Source organism: Psychrobacter glacincola (assembly GCF_965118485.1).
Taxonomy (GTDB): domain Bacteria; phylum Pseudomonadota; class Gammaproteobacteria; order Pseudomonadales; family Moraxellaceae; genus Psychrobacter; species Psychrobacter glacincola_D.
The window spans coordinates 32,637-48,670 of sequence record NZ_CBCPJH010000006.1 but is presented as its reverse complement, the minus strand read 5'-3'; the positions used below and the strand labels follow the sequence as shown (position 1 = coordinate 48,670).

14 protein-coding genes and 4 tRNA genes are annotated in these 16,034 nt (G+C 42.4%); 11 read left to right on the top strand and 7 right to left on the bottom strand.

All coding sequences use genetic code 11. The features are described 5' to 3' along the window. Positions 1-185: 185 nt before the first annotated feature. Positions 186-1,583: a glutamyl-tRNA reductase gene (gene hemA, locus ACMHKH_RS03165; RefSeq protein WP_413519289.1), complete on the bottom strand. Its 1,398-nt coding sequence runs from the start codon at positions 1,581-1,583 to the stop codon at positions 186-188. Positions 1,584-2,104: 521 nt separating this feature from the next. Between hemA and ACMHKH_RS03160 the strand changes: the two genes are divergently transcribed. The 10 genes from ACMHKH_RS03160 (at position 2,105) to panD (ending at position 10,221) form a co-directional block, all read left to right on the top strand. Then, positions 2,105-4,120 carry a hypothetical protein gene (locus ACMHKH_RS03160; RefSeq protein ID WP_413519216.1) on the top strand — a complete coding sequence of 672 codons (2,016 nt, stop codon included), beginning with the start codon at positions 2,105-2,107 and terminating at the stop codon, positions 4,118-4,120. 193 nt (positions 4,121-4,313) lie between these two features. Continuing rightward, positions 4,314-4,952: a lipoprotein insertase outer membrane protein LolB gene (gene lolB, locus ACMHKH_RS03155; RefSeq protein ID WP_413519215.1), complete on the top strand. Its 639-nt coding sequence runs from the start codon at positions 4,314-4,316 to the stop codon at positions 4,950-4,952. A gap of 98 nt (positions 4,953-5,050) precedes the next feature. Further along, complete coding sequence (ispE, locus tag ACMHKH_RS03150) at positions 5,051-6,019, top strand: 4-(cytidine 5'-diphospho)-2-C-methyl-D-erythritol kinase (RefSeq protein WP_413519214.1); 969 nt, start codon at positions 5,051-5,053, stop codon at positions 6,017-6,019. A gap of 87 nt (positions 6,020-6,106) precedes the next feature. Further along, positions 6,107-6,325: a hypothetical protein gene (locus ACMHKH_RS03145; protein ID WP_413519213.1), complete on the top strand. Its 219-nt coding sequence runs from the start codon at positions 6,107-6,109 to the stop codon at positions 6,323-6,325. A 216-nt stretch (positions 6,326-6,541) separates the two neighbouring features. After that, positions 6,542-6,617: transfer RNA gene (locus tag ACMHKH_RS03140), tRNA-Gln, on the top strand. A gap of 243 nt (positions 6,618-6,860) precedes the next feature. Beyond that, positions 6,861-6,936, top strand: a tRNA-Gln gene (locus ACMHKH_RS03135). Between the two features lie 110 nt (positions 6,937-7,046). After that, on the top strand, positions 7,047-7,994 hold the full coding sequence (locus tag ACMHKH_RS03130) for a ribose-phosphate pyrophosphokinase (RefSeq protein WP_413519212.1): 948 nt from the start codon (positions 7,047-7,049) through the stop codon (positions 7,992-7,994). A 292-nt stretch (positions 7,995-8,286) separates the two neighbouring features. Continuing rightward, complete coding sequence (locus tag ACMHKH_RS03125; protein ID WP_413519211.1) at positions 8,287-8,961, top strand: 50S ribosomal protein L25/general stress protein Ctc; 675 nt, start codon at positions 8,287-8,289, stop codon at positions 8,959-8,961. A gap of 198 nt (positions 8,962-9,159) precedes the next feature. After that, on the top strand, positions 9,160-9,741 hold the full coding sequence (gene pth / locus ACMHKH_RS03120; protein ID WP_413519210.1) for an aminoacyl-tRNA hydrolase: 582 nt from the start codon (positions 9,160-9,162) through the stop codon (positions 9,739-9,741). 99 nt (positions 9,742-9,840) lie between these two features. Next, positions 9,841-10,221: an aspartate 1-decarboxylase gene (panD, locus tag ACMHKH_RS03115; RefSeq protein ID WP_011279481.1), complete on the top strand. Its 381-nt coding sequence runs from the start codon at positions 9,841-9,843 to the stop codon at positions 10,219-10,221. A 137-nt stretch (positions 10,222-10,358) separates the two neighbouring features. Here panD and ACMHKH_RS03110 read toward each other — a convergent pair whose 3' ends face one another. The 3 genes from ACMHKH_RS03110 to ACMHKH_RS03100 all read right to left on the bottom strand — a co-directional run bounded on the left by ACMHKH_RS03110 (position 10,359) and on the right by ACMHKH_RS03100 (position 11,582). Beyond that, the gene (locus ACMHKH_RS03110; RefSeq protein ID WP_413519209.1) at positions 10,359-11,033 is read right to left on the bottom strand and encodes an RDD family protein; all 675 of its coding nucleotides are present in this window, start codon (positions 11,031-11,033) and stop codon (positions 10,359-10,361) included. 199 nt (positions 11,034-11,232) lie between these two features. After that, a tRNA-Arg gene (locus tag ACMHKH_RS03105) sits at positions 11,233-11,309 on the bottom strand. 183 nt (positions 11,310-11,492) lie between these two features. Then, positions 11,493-11,582 (bottom strand) — tRNA-Ser (locus ACMHKH_RS03100). 245 nt (positions 11,583-11,827) lie between these two features. Here ACMHKH_RS03100 and ACMHKH_RS03095 point away from each other — a divergent pair. After that, positions 11,828-12,622, top strand: a complete 795-nt coding sequence (locus ACMHKH_RS03095; RefSeq protein ID WP_413519208.1) for a hydroxymethylpyrimidine/phosphomethylpyrimidine kinase — start codon at positions 11,828-11,830, stop codon at positions 12,620-12,622. Between the two features lie 122 nt (positions 12,623-12,744). Here ACMHKH_RS03095 and ACMHKH_RS03090 read toward each other — a convergent pair whose 3' ends face one another. The 3 genes from ACMHKH_RS03090 to tilS form a co-directional block, all read right to left on the bottom strand. After that, positions 12,745-13,314: a YggT family protein gene (locus tag ACMHKH_RS03090; RefSeq protein WP_413519207.1), complete on the bottom strand. Its 570-nt coding sequence runs from the start codon at positions 13,312-13,314 to the stop codon at positions 12,745-12,747. A 120-nt stretch (positions 13,315-13,434) separates the two neighbouring features. After that, positions 13,435-14,268, bottom strand: a complete 834-nt coding sequence (gene proC, locus ACMHKH_RS03085) for a pyrroline-5-carboxylate reductase (protein ID WP_413519206.1) — start codon at positions 14,266-14,268, stop codon at positions 13,435-13,437. A 177-nt stretch (positions 14,269-14,445) separates the two neighbouring features. Next, positions 14,446-16,005, bottom strand: coding sequence for a tRNA lysidine(34) synthetase TilS (tilS, locus tag ACMHKH_RS03080; RefSeq protein WP_413519205.1), 1,560 nt, complete (start codon positions 16,003-16,005; stop codon positions 14,446-14,448). Positions 16,006-16,034: the final 29 nt, after the last annotated feature.

Here is a 16,034-nt window from a genome sequence, read left to right as displayed (position 1 = left end):
TTTTTAAAGCATAGTAGTCAGCAAGGAACTACCAAACCATAACAACAAATTATCACTACTTAATATATTCATAACAGCTTGATATTAGCACTGATAATGCAGGTTGACAACGCTATATTTGCATAATAATTTTGCATGAGAATAGCGCTTAAACGACTTTAAATTTATCGATAAGTAGGCAGTAACTAGTGGCGACCACGATGGGCGTCTTGTAATCCTGATACTACAAAGTCGAGCAGTTCATTATCACCTTCGCGAGCCGCCTTGCGCATCAGCTTTGAGGGCGCATGGCTCAAGGTTTGAGTCAAGCGTCGTGATAGCTCAGTGATAATATCCTCGGGATCAGCGTTGTGACGTTGCAGCTTAGCAATGGACTCATGCAAGAGTTTTTCTACTTGATCATGAGTACGAGCGCGATATTGCTGAATATCCTTGCCAACTTGCCGTACTTGAAAACGACGATCCATTTCAACGACTAATTGACTAACTAGCAGCTCAGCGTCGACTGCGGCTTGCCGACGTTGTTCAATATTACCAGCAATCACATGCTGCAAATCATCAACAGAATAGAGATAAACATCGTCTATGCGGCTAACGGTTGAGTCAATATCACGCGGCACCGCCAAATCAATCATCAACATCGGCTGATAACGACGACTCTTTAGCGCCCGCAGCGTCATAGTTTTATCAATCAATATATCCATACTACCGCTACAGCTGCTCACAATATCGGCTTCTGCCAATACTTGCCCGAGCTCATGTAAAGGTCGTACATCGATGATCCGATTAGGCTGACGTAGCTCGGCGGCTAACGCTTCTGCACGCTCAGGATTACGGTTACAAATAATAACGCGCCCAACCCCAAGACCTGCAATATGGGTCGCCACCAAGCGATTCATCTCTCCTGCCGCCACTACCAATAACGTGCGACTGGGCAAATCATCAAATATCTGCGTAACTAATTTGGCGGCAGCATAGCTAAGCGATACCGCCTGTGCGCCGACTTGGGTCTCATTACGTACCCGTTTTGCCGCCGCAAATACCTGATCAACAATCCAGCCTAGCTGATTACTAAGGGTTTTTTGATCTTGCGCCAGATGGACAGCCCGCTTGATTTGCCCGAGTATCTGCGGCTCGCCGAGTATCATAGAATCAAGCCCTGATGCAACTCGCAGCCAGTGGGTTAAAGCGTGGGTATCACGATGGACGTAAAGATAAGTGTCAATCTCGCTAAGTGACAACTGCTTAAAATCAGCAAGCCACGTTTTTATTCTTAGGATATGAGCGCTGATGACCGCAGCAGAGAGATTAATGCTATTAGTCAAGGTGTTGCTACTGTCAACAACTGACGAAGATAGGTTTTGTGTTGACGCACTTTGAGGTGTTAAGTTTTGAGCTATCGAATTTTGAGGAACTAGCGCGTAAATCTCAGTACGGTTGCAAGTTGAGACAATCACGCTACCATCATTAAAGACTTGCAGCTGCTCAAGTGCAATATTGACATCGTCACCCACAAGCGCCAAGCGCTCTCGTAGAGCGACTGGTGCAGTTTTGTGATTAACGCCAATGACCACTAATCTCATTATCGATAGACCATAAATATAATATTCACTCGCCAACCAGGTGCGCTTAGCGGTTTTCATTTAAAAGGTTAAAATCCCATTTTTCAAAGATAACTCATGATGAGAAAGCTTTGAAAAATAGCTTTTAACAAATAAGGTTATAAGTAAAATACTAAAAAGCGCTTATTATATCATTATTGGCAGCTTTATTTAACACTCACCTCTATCCGCTAGCACTTTATCAACCAACACTTTGTCTGTATCTGGGCGCCGTGCTGACAAATCAACTGTAATTTCGGGCTTAATAGGCAAACGCTTTAGTATAAATCCATCTTATTACTGCCCAAGTAACACGGCTGCTATTGTTTATATTCTCACTCTGCTCTTATAATGTTTGGCATTACTATTCATCACAGTTATATGTTTTTAAAACGATTATGATAAAATCAGCCTTTTATATAGCAAATCATTTTATGCCATACAAAAATAGGTGAATACTCTACGCTATGGTTTTTTTTGGCTTATCCTTTAGACAGCAATCCATGCATAATGCTCAATCTAAGCTTCGAGCATTAATGCATAGCCTTATCGAGCGTCTATGCCAACGCTATAAGCTAGCGTTTTCGTTGGCTATTTTTTTGTGTCTGGGATTACCTGCTCATGCCAGCAATGCAAGCGTCGCATCCAACACAAATTTACCTAAAACCTCTCTTACTAGCACCAGTAATGCCACCGTTACCACAACTATTAAGCCATCTAACAAAGCTACTAGCAGTCAAATACCAATTAGCAGTCAAATACCAATTAGCAGTCAAATACCAATTAGCAGTCAAATACCAATTAGCAGTCAAATACCAATAAATGAAAATATAGCTGATAGAGGTTTGATAGCTGCTACTTCCGTAACAGAAAGCAATCCATTACCTGACTTTAATAAAACAAGCAATGAGCCAAGCCTTCGATCAAACAACGAACCAAGCTTGTATGCGTTATTAGATGCAGAGTTTTCCGCCAATCGTGATGATACCGAGCGCGCCCTAACTATCTATAAGCAGCAATCCTTTAAACAAGATGCGACAGCCGTTTTTGAGCGAGCACTAAGCTTATCGTTACGCAATGATCGGGTTGAAGAATCGTTACAATTTGCCAAAGCATGGCAAGATGACAACCCAGACCATGTGCCCGCTTGGTTTTATGTCGCCCATTTGGCACTACGCGCGCACGATTATGAGTTGGCAGGCGAAACCCTAAACCGTATTTTAAGCTATGACCCCCGCGCCGATCTCAGTGAAATCCTGATTGGCATTTATCCGAATAGTGATGAAGATAAGCGCGAGCTACTCGCCGCTCTGCAACCTATCGACAGTGAGCAGAACGCCTCGCTATCGGTCTTAAAAGCTGGTTTGCTTTATCAATTTGATGAGCCTGAGATAGCTATCGTCCATATCAATCGAGCGCTTGAGCGCCAGCCAGATTATGTGCCTTTTATTACTTTAAAAGCAGATATCCTGCGCAAAATCGAGCCGTCAACCACAGTCATTGATTATCTTAGCCAAGCGCGCTTACGCAATGCGGATAGCAAAAACTTATACTTATATGAGATTCGCTATTTACTGGATTTAAAACAAAACGAGCAAGCGTGGCAACTGTTGTTAGAGGCTCACGAACGCTTTGCCGATGATGCTGAAATAACTTTGTTAGCCGCACTGGTTAGCTTAGATATCGAAAAATACGCGAGCGCCGATAAGCTACTTAACGCCTTAGCTAAAGACCCCGCTTACCTTGATCAATCCTATTATTATCTAGGTATCAGTGCCGAGCGCCAGCAAGACTTTGAGCAAGCCAAATACTACCTCAATGCAGTCATGCAAGAGGATTTGGTACTAGAAGCGCGACAAAAAGTGGTGGCATTGGAGTTGCTTAACGATAATGTCGATGCCGCCATCGCTACGTTAGAAAAAATGCGTAAAGATTTTAATATATTTGCGCCTGATAGCTTTGTCTTGCAAGCCGATATCTTATGGCAGCAAAATGAATCTGCTGAAGCCTTACGCTTATTGAGTAAAGCCGCTCGTAAGTACCCTGATAATGAGACACTGCTCTTTGCCCGCGCCCAGCTTCTTGATGATAAAAACGATTATATCGTCAAGCGTACCTTGCTCAATCATCTGCAAGCGCTCGACCCTACCAACCCTGCTTATCAGCTGAGTTATGCCCAGCTGCTGCTTGCTAATGAGCGCGGCTCTGAGCAAGGATTGGCGTTAGCAACGGCTATTATACAAATCCGCTATGATGACCCTCGTTACGACAATGAGCTGCACCTACAGGCGCTCAATGTGCTAGCAAGCAATGCGCTAGCAAACGAGAATTATCAACAAGTCATCGACTATCTACAAACCCCTTATGATGTGCTCCCTACTCTGCGCTCGGGAACGCTACTATTACGCGCTTATCAAGGCTTGGGTGATAATGAAAAAGTTGAGATATTACTGGCTGATTTGCAGAAACGTTTCTCATTTGGACAGCGTAATATCAATGACCGCGTACAACTTTATTAATAAGCAACGGTGTAATTGATAAGTAACGTTTAAGCTTTTAAGTATGCTGTTCATTATTACAAGTCACTTATAAGAAGCTAACAGCCACGCATACCCGAGTAACAAATAACACTTAAGCTAACTTACTTTTGAAACAACACTTTTGATTTCGAAATAACAATTGTGTAAATTTGTCCATTTTTGAGGAAACGCCATGTCGACCCTAATACCTAATTATAAACCTAATAAACTGGCTTTATTCACCGCCATGACAGCAGCAGCTCTAATCACCTCTGGTTGCCAATCAATGAAAACTGCCAACGCGACCAACCAGCCTAGCACTACCATTCAAGGTCAAAATGCCGAGCAACCAAAGAAACTAGATAACTTTAACATTACAGGTAAGATTGGTGTCACAACGCCTGCTAGTGATACAACAGGCGCTCAAGGTGGCAGTGCATTTTATGCGTGGGGACAACAGAATGATCGCTTTGCCATTGAGCTAATAGGTGCGCTAGGCATTGGCAAAACCAATATTGAATATAACGGTCAATCAGCGACTTTGGTGAGCGAAAAAACGGGCACCTTAACTGCTGCTGACCCTGAAACACTACTCAAAAAAGCGACAGGTTGGCAAGCGCCTATCTCACAAATGCCATATTGGATTTCTGGTCGCTCAGCACCATCAGACAGCGCGCCGCAGCTCGATGCCCAAAATCGTTTAGTCAGCTCAGTCAATGGCGAATGGCAAGCAAGCTTTAGCTATAAAGGCAATGATAAATTACCAAATAAAATTAGCGCTATGCAGTCGCAAGGTAATAAAGTCGTCATGACAATTGACCATCAAAAATAATAGTGCCAAGTACACTAAGTGGATTTGATTGCTGTTTATAATAGTGATTTATAGAAACGGTTGTTTGAAACTGTATCTGAGAATTGTGATGATGATTTATGACTAAGAACGCTACTAACGAATCGCTTATCACGCGCTTATCACCAGCAAAGATTAATTTATTTCTGCATATTACCGGTAAGCGTGCTGATGGTTATCATGATTTGCAGACTGTTTTTCGTCTGCTCGATTGGGGCGATTATCTGCATTTTTCGATAGCAGATAAATTAATATCTACTATTGATAACTCAGCAAATAACAGTCGACTAGATATTAATAGCCTGTGTGGTCAGCTGCTAACGTTGGCTGGGGCAGAGGCTATAACCAGCAGCATAGAAGATAATTTAATCTTTAAAGCTGCTAGTACCTTACTGGCAGCTGCCATAGACTCAAATAAGCTGCCTGAGTACCTACCTCAAGTAGAAGTGACTTTAGATAAACACTTGCCAATGGGTGCCGGCTTAGGTGGTGGCTCATCCAATGCCGCAACCACATTGATTGCTCTTAATCAGATTTGGCAGCTTAATTTTACTCAAAGCGAGCTGATAAAAATTGGTGCTAAAGTAGGCGCGGATGTGCCAATATTTATCTTTGGTCAAGATGCTATTGCCATGGGTATTGGCGAAGAGCTGACCGCCATTGATTTGCCAGAGCAGCAGTATTTAATATTGACGCCAGCTGCACACGTCGATACTGCTGAGCTTTTCACACATCCCAAACTACAGCGCGATATCGCGCCGTTATCGATTGAGGCGATTAAAAACCAGTCCAATGATTATGTACAACATTTAAACACGCCTTATCAAAATATCTTTACACCAGTCGTAACCAGCTTTGCTCCTGCCGTCGATGAAGCATTACGTTATTTACAAGGGTTAGAAAAAGTAGCATTAAGCACAGCAAGAATGACCGGCTCTGGTAGCGCAGTATTTTTACCATTGGATTCAAGTGTTATTGATGATAAGACGCTTTTGACAAAGTGGATTAACAATGCGCCTTGTACAGGGTACGTGGCGGGGAGTTTTTAACTATCCATTTTTCACAATTCAGAGGTTGGTTTCGATAATACGACCATCACTTACTGAAGCTCAAGCTTTAGGGAAAAGAATTTGATAATGCTTGGAAATACAGAAACCATTGCTTTCAATGTGCATGAGATAAAAGAAAAATTTGTCGTGATGGATATTATTGTGAACTCAATAAACATTAGTTATCAAGATAATAGCTATTATATTTTCCCACTGATTAACAATCTAAAGAAAAGTGACTTTTTGACCATATTGCTTGAGCTACTGGATACAGTTGAGTCTCATGCCATTCCTTTGGATAAGTAAAACACATCTCTTAGAATGCTAAACCAGATGCAATCCACCCAAACCCACTTATAGAACCCTACACTAAAATGTAATTAACGCGTCAATTTTTATGGTCGATTTCTGCCACTCACCTATCAAAACCACCTCAACATCAACTCATTGTTAATAAAAGCCATAAAAACACCTAAAGACCTTGCAAAATCTGAAAACTTATTTATAATAGGTCGCCTCAATAGGGGTATAGCCAAGTTGGTAAGGCATCAGGTTTTGATCCTGACATCCGTTGGTTCGAGTCCAGCTACCCCTACCATTTTTAAGCGCAAAGCATTTGATATGTGCTTAAGATAAACAGTTTATAAATAGCTGCTTATCTTATTGACATTGACAATGTTATCCCAGTTTCGGTATAGTTCGCAATGAACACCGTTAGGGAAAAGTTATGTTGTAGACGGTTTATGCGTTTATAAGATAACCAACAGGTCGTGACGCTATTTTAATAATGACTGTCAATAAAGTTATAATTAGATATCGACGTACACAGCCTAGACATTATAGGGGTATAGCCAAGTTGGTAAGGCATCAGGTTTTGATCCTGACATCCGTTGGTTCGAGTCCAGCTACCCCTACCATTTTTTACTGTAATAGTAGTCATCAATAGTTTCCAATACTCTTTTCTGAATTTGAGCAGTTTGACACTGCTTAGCGGTCGCTGCTTGAGTCAATCAATAGGACTTCTGTCATGCCTTATTTGGCGATTTTTACGGGCAATGCCCACCCAGAATTAGCAAAAACCGTAGCCGATCATCTCCATATACCTCTTGGTAAAGCTGATATCACGCGTTTTTCTGATGGCGAAATTGCCGTAGAAATCAAAGAACACGTGCGCGGTAAAGACGTGTTTATCATGCAGCCTACTTGTGCACCGACCAACGACAATTTGATGGAAATCATGATGATGGCAGACGCTTTGCGTCGCTCTAGTGCTGGTCGTATCACAGCAGTCATGCCGTATTTTGGTTATGCCCGTCAAGACCGTCGTCCTCGTTCAGCTCGTGTGCCTATTTCTGCTAAAGTTGTCGCTGACATGCTGAACATCGTTAGTATCGATCGCGTGATGACGGTTGATTTGCACTCAGATCAGATTCAGGGTTTCTTTGACATCCCTGTCGATAATATCTACGGTACGCCTGTACTATTAAACGATCTACAAAAACAAGATTACGACAATATTATGGTGGTCTCTCCTGATGTCGGCGGCGTCGTACGTGCACGCGCAATGGCTAAGCAGTTGGGCGATACAGATATGGCGATTATTGATAAGCGCCGTGCCCGTGCCAATGAGTCACAAGTCATGCACATCATCGGTGATGTCCGTGACCGTGATTGCGTCATCGTTGATGATATGGTCGATACCGCAGGGACGTTATGCAAAGCTGCGGAAGCACTCAAAGCAAATGGCGCGCGCCGCGTAGTGGCTTATATCACTCACCCTGTTTTATCTGGTAATGCACTGCAAAACATCAGCGAGTCGGCATTGGATGAAATTGTGGTTACTGATACCATTCCATTGACTGACGCAGCGAAGGCTTGTAGCAAAATTCGTCAAGTCAGTATAGCGCCAATGCTTGCTGAGAGCTTACGCCGTATTAATAACGAAGAATCTATCAGTGCTATGTTTGATGCTTAAGCATTCTGCTAGATTAAAAAAAGCGCTAAGTTTAGATACTTGGCGCTTTTTTTATGTAATGGTTTTACGCTGTTATTCACATAGCCATTTTACGTAGGTCTTTATTATTGTTAAAGAATCACGTATAATGCGCGCCTGTATTCGTCATTAGTTAACATCTAGCATTTTTAGATATTTTTATACTTAGCGACATGATTGGTACATTCTAAAGTATTGATTATCCAGTGCTAGACTGGTCGCAAGTCTATTATTACTGGTAGATACTTCACATACTCTCTATAGGATTATATCCATGGCTATTGATCATTTTGCAATCAACGCGGTTGACCGCTCTGCTGAACAACAAGGTAAAGGTGCGAGCCGCCGCCTACGTAAGCAGAATCTAGTTCCTGCTATCATTTATGGTGGTGGTGAAGAACCAACTGCTATCTCAATCAAAATCAACGAGCTAGTAAAGTCGCTTGAATATGAAGCCTTCTTCTCACAAATTTTGACCATCACCACCGATAAAGGTGAAGAGTCTCAAGTTGTTATTAAAGCGCTACAACGCCATCCAGCTAAAGGCTTCCCAATGCATGCTGATTTTCAGCGCGTTGTGAAAGGTCAAAAAATCAACATGAATGTTCCTCTACATTTCCTTGGTGCTGAAAATGCGCCAGGTACGAAAGCGGGTGGTATTCTATCTACAGTAGTAACTGATGTTGAAATCGTTTGCATACCATCACAGTTACCTGAATACTTACAAATCGACGTATCTGCTATGGAAATCGGCGATTTGTTCCGTCTATCAGACATCAAACTCCCTGAAGGCGTTATCATCTTTGATCTTGATATGGAAGATGCACACGACCGTACGATCGTGAACATGCAAGCGCCAACCGTTGAAGAAGTTGACGAAGTTGCTGAAGTTGCTGCCGCTGAAGTACCTGCGACTGCACAAGCTGCTGATGACAAAAAAGACAGCTAATAATAAACAGCCTATATGTAGCAACCTATTGTTCGCTATGTAATACAAGGTTTGTTTAGTCAAAAAAATAGCAGGTGATGAATATCTCCTGCTGTTTTTGTAAGTAAGGTTTGAGAAAATAGATATACGCTATTCAATGAATGGCATTATTATCTCAAACCTTACCCCTCATTTATTATATTCAAGCAGAGTGTTTTTATGGCCATAAAGCTTATTGTCGGTCTTGGTAATCCGGGTCAGGAGTATATGTTTACGCGCCATAATGCAGGATTTTGGTTCGTTCATCATTTGGCGCAGCAGTTTAATATCACCCTTACTCCCGACAAAAAATTCCACGGGGTGACAGGACGTGGGCAAATTCATGGCTCTGATGTACGTTTATTGATGCCGCTGACCTTTATGAATAAATCGGGTCAATCGGTTGTGCCTATGGTTAACTTCTACAATATTGATAATAATGACATGTTAATCGCCCATGATGAGCTTGATATTCCCGCTGGCAGCATCAAACTCAAAACCGACGGTGGTCATGGCGGTCATAATGGTCTGCGTGACATTACTCCGCATATTGGCAGCGACTTTCATCGTTTGCGTGTGGGTATTGGTCATCCGGGTCACAAATCTAAAGTCAGTGGTCATGTGCTCTCAAAAGCAGCGCCAGATGAGCAAATTGCCATTGATAGCGCATTGTCGGCAGCATTTGACGCTTTGCCTTTATTATTGGGCGGTGATATCGAAAAAGCACGTTCACAAATTAATGGCTTTAAATTACCTGAATAAATCGCCTTTCTATTATAATAGCCTTTTATTCTCGTCCAATTATCCCCATTAACATTTTGATTTAACTCATTTATATCCGTTACACTAAGGAAGCAATCCATGCTACTTAATATGCTCAAGTGCAAATTACATCGCGCCCGTGTTACTCATGCTGAGCTACATTACGAAGGCTCATGCGGTATCGACGGTGATTTATTAGACCTTGCGGGTCTGCGTGAAAACGAATCTATCGACATCTACAATGTCACCAACGGTAAGCGCTTTCGTACCTACGCTATTCGTGCTGAAGCCGGCTCTGGTATTATCTCATTAAACGGTGCGGCTGCTCATATGGCAGACTTAGGTGACATCGTTATTATCTGTGCTTACGCGCATTTTGATGAAGTTGAAGCGTCAACGTATCAGCCAAGATTGGTTTATTGCAACGAAGACAATACTGTGAAAGACACGGCGAATATTATCCCAGTACAAGTAGCTTAATCGGCACAGTTATAACAGCATGTGTCATACATACCTCGTTTGACTATATATTGATTGTTAGTTAATAAAAAAAGCTGAATCCTATTTAGATTCAGCTTTTTTTATATTCTTTATTACGAACGCAGAAAGCTTACTATTTAGCGGTTCTTTTTACGATTTTTAAAGCCGCTCCATAAACCTTCATGTTCGACTTTTGGCATTTTTAAAGTAATGGTATTCGATATCATATCTTGTACCGCTAAGCCGCGACGGTTAAATAAGCAGAACGCATAGTTAAATGTGAGTCCCAAAAACGCGCTGGTTAATAATATGGCGCGCGAGCCACCGATGACACTACCGATCAAGCCAAATATAAGCGGCATCAAAGACGCTGCAAAAATACGTTGGAAGGATTGTCCCCATGTCAGTAGATGACCGTTGTTATTTACCGTTTTAAGCCGCCACGTCTGCATCCCTAGTGTTTGCCCACCACGACGCCAAAACAGCCCGTAAAAGCCCACTAGCGTTAGTATAAAGGATGGTGTCATAATAAAGTTCTGATACCAAGTCGGTAGCGACTGCGCTTGTGAAGATTCCGAGCCTGTCTCCATCGTAAGTAGTGTGCCAATTACCGTCAGCACCGTCCCTACCAAAAACAGCAATGCCAAAATCAGCATACCATCATAGAGAATTGCCACGACACGAGCCATCGGCTTAGCAATCGTTGGCTCTTCACTCTCAAAGTTTTGATGCGCTGATCTTTTAGATGCTACGTTTGATGATTGGGCGTTAGCAGCAGATTTAGACGGACGTTTAGATAAACTCTTTGACATGGTACCAGCTCATAGCAAGCAGTGAATAATAGCGCTATTGTACCGTAATTGCGGCAGTTAGCGTACATTATCCTAAGATGCTACTTAGTCACATATTAAGCCACATAAGGATGATCTAAACAAAAATTACAGACATAAAAAAACCGCCAAATTGTCATAAGACAGGCGATTGATTTAGTATAAAAGCGATGATGTAAAATGGTGCGCTTGGAGAGATTCGAACTCCCGACCCCTTAGTTCGTAGCCAAGTGCTCTATCCAACTGAGCTACAAGCGCTTACTTTACACATCATTCACTACGCGGTAAATAACTTTGTAGTAAATTAGGTTGGTAATTATATAGATTATATTGCTCGTGTCAAGCATTTTTAATAATTAAATATGATATTTTTATATTAACAATTAAAGACGTTCAACAATTTTAAATTGCATTATAACTCTAATAATAAACCGAATATAATGGCGGTGAAGGAGGGATTCGAACCCTCGATACGCTTACACGTATGGTTCCTTAGCAGGGAACTGGTTTCAGCCACTCACCCACTTCACCGAACGATTTAAGACGCTTATCAAAGTATTTTCAATAAATATACTTCTTTAAACATAGTATCGATGCTAATGATACGTCTTATGCCGTGGGCGGTATTATAACAAAGCTCAAACGAATTGCAAGCATTCTATTAGCTTTAAATCGTGATTTTCGTATAATCATCAATTTAATGGTCTTTATGGCTTTTTTACTAGCGGATGGCTATAGTATTTGCTACTTATTATAAAGCTATCAAAGGATATGTTATGCGACCAGTCGTATTGTGCTTTTCAGGCTTAGATCCCTCCGGCGGAGCGGGATTACAAGCGGATATTGAAGCTATCGGGCAAGCAGGCGCTCATGCTGCTATTGCCTGTACTGCGATTACCATACAAAGCTCGCAGCAGGTCATTGGTTTCGAAGCATGTGCAGCAAGTTTGGTCAAAGACCAAGCGACAGCGGTACTCGATGACTTGCCTGTCAGTGTCATCAAATCAGGCATGCTAGGTACGACTGATAATATCGCCATGCTAACCCAGTTATTTGCTGAACAAATTATTGCTGATGGCACCCCTTTTGTATTAGACCCTGTCTTAGTTGCTAATAGTGGTGGGAGTTTGGGCGATGAGCAGACGCTGGTTGCCGCATTTAGACAGCTACTTCCCTATGCCACATTGATCACACCAAACACCCATGAGCTACGTGCCTTAAGTGGCGAGCAGGATTTGCATATAGGTGCGCAAAAATTATGTGCACAAGGTACTCATGCAGTATTGGTTAAAACCTCACATGATTTTGATAGTGGAGATATCGAGCAGTATTTATATATTAAAGGCGAGATGGTACATAAAAGCATCTTGCCGCGTTTAGAGGGTGAGTTTCATGGCTCTGGCTGCTCGCTAGCCAGCTTTATCGCTGGACGTTTGGCAATGGGTGATGCACTTATGGATGGCGTCAAGGCAGCCGATAGCTGGATTACGCAAACGCTGCGCGTTGCTGATGCACCGCACCCTGATGATACTAAAGCACAACTGATACCCAATCGCTTTGTACGCTTTTAGCACTTATTACTTAGTATTTAGCTTTATATAAACGACGGATATAAAAAAGGCGCTCTATCTTGTATAGAGCGTCTTTTTATTTAAAATTTTATTATCCCAAAAATCTTTTTAACCTAACTGGCTTAGCCCAACATTGGCATAAAGCTTGATGCTAAACCACCGATAAAAATCTCAAGTAGATAAAAGGCAAAGAAAGCAATCATGGGTGATAAATCAATCATCCCTAAGTTTGGCGTAATACGGCGAAACGGTGCCAAAATAGGCTCTGCCAAATTAACAATAATACCGATAATCGGATGCTGAGACTGTGTAAATACAACAATCCAGCTAACGATGATAGAGCCGATGACTAAGTAACGGCACATACGTAAAAAGTCTAAAACCAAGCTGATAGTACCAGTAAAGAATAACGGTACAGGCCCAATACCTTTATGCGTTAATGCCGCCTTGCCTGCAATATCAATCAGGCGAATCAAAAACATCAGCACAATAGCAGCAATGCTGATACGACCTTGTCCGACGGTTGGGAAGATACGTCCGAAAACATCGACGATATGGGTGGCTTTATAAGCAGGCGCAATCATAGGATTGCTGGCGTCCATACCAGCGAACTGTAGCATAAAGCGAATAAACACCAACATCATGGCGAAGGTAGTGACCAAATCAAAAATTTGCAATAACATGTTGTTCATGAAGCGCTACTCAATGTGACATTATTAACAGGTTTTAGGATGACGAATGTCATTATTAGGTATTTATTATTATCAGTCAGATGCAGCATTTTAAAAATACCGCCTCTGATATTAAGATGATTACTTGCTCATCTCTTCACTTAACGCTTGGCTGCGATCATAACACGCTTGCATAGCTTCACCAATTTGACGACCAATATCATTGGCTTGCATCGATTCAATCGCCGCTTGGGTGGTGCCGTTTGGTGAGGTCACTTTACGACGTAGCTCACTTGGCGCATCTTCGCTACCCATTGCCATTTTTGCCGCGCCTAGCATCGTTTGCATGGCAAGCGCGGAGGCTTGCGCTTTATCCAAGCCTAAGGCAACTGCGCCATCAACCATCGCTTCGATGATATAGAACATATAAGCGGGTGCTGAGCCTGATACTGCCGTCACTGCATGCATATGCGCCTCATCTTCGACCCACATCACAAGCCCTGACGCTTCCATAACAGCGGTTGCCAATTGCTTTTGCTCAGCAGAGATATCATCAGTACCATAAAGACCGGTAGCGCCCATCTGAATCATCGCCGGCGTATTTGGCATCGCACGTACGATATTGCCATAGCCACCAAGCATGTCAGATAAAATCTCGGTAGATAACCCTGCTGCTACCGAAATCACCAACTGCTTATCCAAAACATCCGCAAAATCACTAACTACCACTTTCATCACTTGCGGCTTCACTGCTAGCACCACAATATCAGCATCGATAACAGCTGCTTTGGCATCCGTCGTTGGATCAACGGTATTCAACCCTTTAGCAGCAAGTTGCGCGCGTGCTTCGCTGTTAGGATCTGCGACCGTAATCAGACTCGGCTTGATGCCGCAGCTCATAAGCCCGCTAATCAAAGCCTGCGCCATATTTCCGCCACCGATAAAGCTGATTTTCTTATTATCTAATACCGACATACTGATCTCCAACTGAACAAATTCAAAGGCATTCAAACTAACATAATGATAGATAAAATGACACTCAGTTTACCATACTGCCACTAGCACCGTTTAGGAAATTCGGCTAGGGAACCGTCGGGTTCAGCTTATGCTAATGGCGATATCTCGCACCACTTAACTATTATTTAAAGTAGTTTATTTAGTATTAATTGGCAGTCGATAAATAGATAGTTTATTTTCAACACTCAATTCAGCATTTACTATGTCTGAATTTAGCGCCCAATATTCAAAAGGCGATAGTAATAACAAAGGTAGCTCTATCGTTAATTGGTCTTCTGCATTTATAAATGTAGCAGATACTACCGCCAAACTCTCACGCATCCATGACGGAATGCCTAAGGTTTGATAGAGCTTTTTGCCTGCCTGCGGGCGCGTTGCTAGGGCGGTTTGGATACGCGTGTTGCGATCTAATGGCATTATTTTTAATATCGGTGTTAATGCTGGCTGCACTGCTATATCGCCTAATAGCAGTAATATCTCATTTGGTATCATCTGCACTTGCCAACTAACCTTTTTATCGCTACATAAAATGATGGATATAGACTGATGCTCAGGTAAATTGTTAGCCAGTGACAGAGAATCATATAACGGTAGTATTTGCTCAGTAAGCGGCAACTCAAGCCATTTGAGCCAGTCATTACTAATCCGATAAAGCTGCTGACGGTAGCGACGAATGGTATAAGACTGCTTGCGACCTTGCCAAAAAATTTCCGTTTGATGGTCGTGGTCAACGCGTTGGCTAAGACCTAATACATCATCGACAAACTGCTTAGCGGGTGGTAATGGCTCATCTTGACCTAACCAATAATGCAGTAATTGGCGTTGGCGATACAGCGGTAGCTGTTGTAGTTCATCAATATTTAGCACGCGCTGAGCAGGCAACAGCTGTAATGATGCTACCTCTGTCTGCTGTAAATCCTCTATCGCTTGTGCATTAATCGTTAATTGCGCATCGCTTAATAATTGCGCACTACGAGCCATGTTATCAATAACATTGGGATTGTATTTCGCCAATAGCGGCATAATGTCACGGCGCAAGCCGCTACGGACATTATCACCGCCGTCATTGGTTGGATCATCGATATAGGGTAGTTTTAGACGATTGGCATAACTGGTAATATCGCTCCTACGTACAGTGAGCCAAGGTCGCCATAAGACAATGCGATGCGTGCCCTGTGTTTGTACACGCCACGGCTGCATACCGGATAAGCCAGTAGCACCTGCGCCTTGAATCAGACGCATCAACACCGTTTCCGCTTGGTCATCAGCATGATGCGCTAACAATAAAATATCGTCTTGATTGAGCTGCACGCGCATCACGTCATAGCGTGCTTGTCGTGCTGCTTGCTCATCATGTCCATTAACTTGCGCCTGCAAAATAGTGCAAGGTAATTTTTGAGCGGCTGCCCAATCAGCCACATGCTGTGCCCAGATATCGCTATTTGCTTGTAAGCCATGGTTAACATGCAGCAGCTGTGGTAAAAATGGCAATTTACCTTGTTCATATAACTGCACACACAATGCTGCCAATACCAATGAATCACGCCCACCACTACAGGCCATCCAAACTCGTCGACTCTGTAGTTGCGTGCCATATTCAAGCAAGCTGTTTAACAAGGCTTCTGCCAGCTTGTTGTCTATCGGCAATTTAGCTATTGGCTTAATAGGATATGGAAGGATTGCGCTATTATTCATAATTATTCTTATTTATTTAGATGATATAT